The organism is Alcanivorax profundi (genome assembly GCF_003597125.1).
Lineage (GTDB): Bacteria > Pseudomonadota > Gammaproteobacteria > Pseudomonadales > Alcanivoracaceae > Alcanivorax > Alcanivorax profundi.
Genome location: NZ_QYYA01000080.1, coordinates 1 through 535, shown reverse-complemented (window position 1 = coordinate 535; position 535 = coordinate 1). Strand labels below are relative to the sequence as shown.

The 535-nt window shown below is 49.5% G+C and carries 1 protein-coding gene; it reads right to left on the bottom strand.

Annotated features, from left to right (window positions below):
- Window positions 1-491 (bottom strand): hypothetical protein (locus D4A39_RS19120; protein ID WP_147393960.1); only part of this gene is annotated, 491 nt, incomplete at its 3' end.
- Window positions 492-535 lie beyond the last annotated feature (44 nt).

The following is a 535-nucleotide window of genomic DNA, read 5'->3' as shown; positions in this document are numbered from 1 at the left end:
ACTGCATCCATAAACCTCCTCTTTGGTCTTCCTCTCGGCCTCCTGCCTGGCAGCTCTAGCCTCAACATCCTTTTACCAATATATTCACTCTCCCTCCTTTGAACATGTCCGAACCATCTCAACCTGGCCTCTCTGATTTTGTCTCTGAAACGTCTCACATGAGCTGTCCCTCTGATGTACTCATTCCTGATCCTATCCATTCTCGTCACTCCCAAAGAGAACCTCAACATCTTCAGCTCTGCTACCTCTAACTCTTCCTCCTGTCTTTTCCTCAGAGCAACTGTCTCCAAACCATACAACATCGCTGGTCTCACTACCGTCCTGTACACCTTTCCTTTCACTCTCGCCGGTACACTTTTATCACACAGCACACCTGACACTTTCCTCCACCCATTCCACCCTGCCTGCACCCGCTTCTTCACCTCTTTTCCACACTCCCCATTGCTCTGGACTGTTGACCCTAAGTACTTAAAATCCTGCACCTTCTTCACCTCTTCTCCCTGTAACCTCACTGTTCCACTTGGGTCCCTGTCGT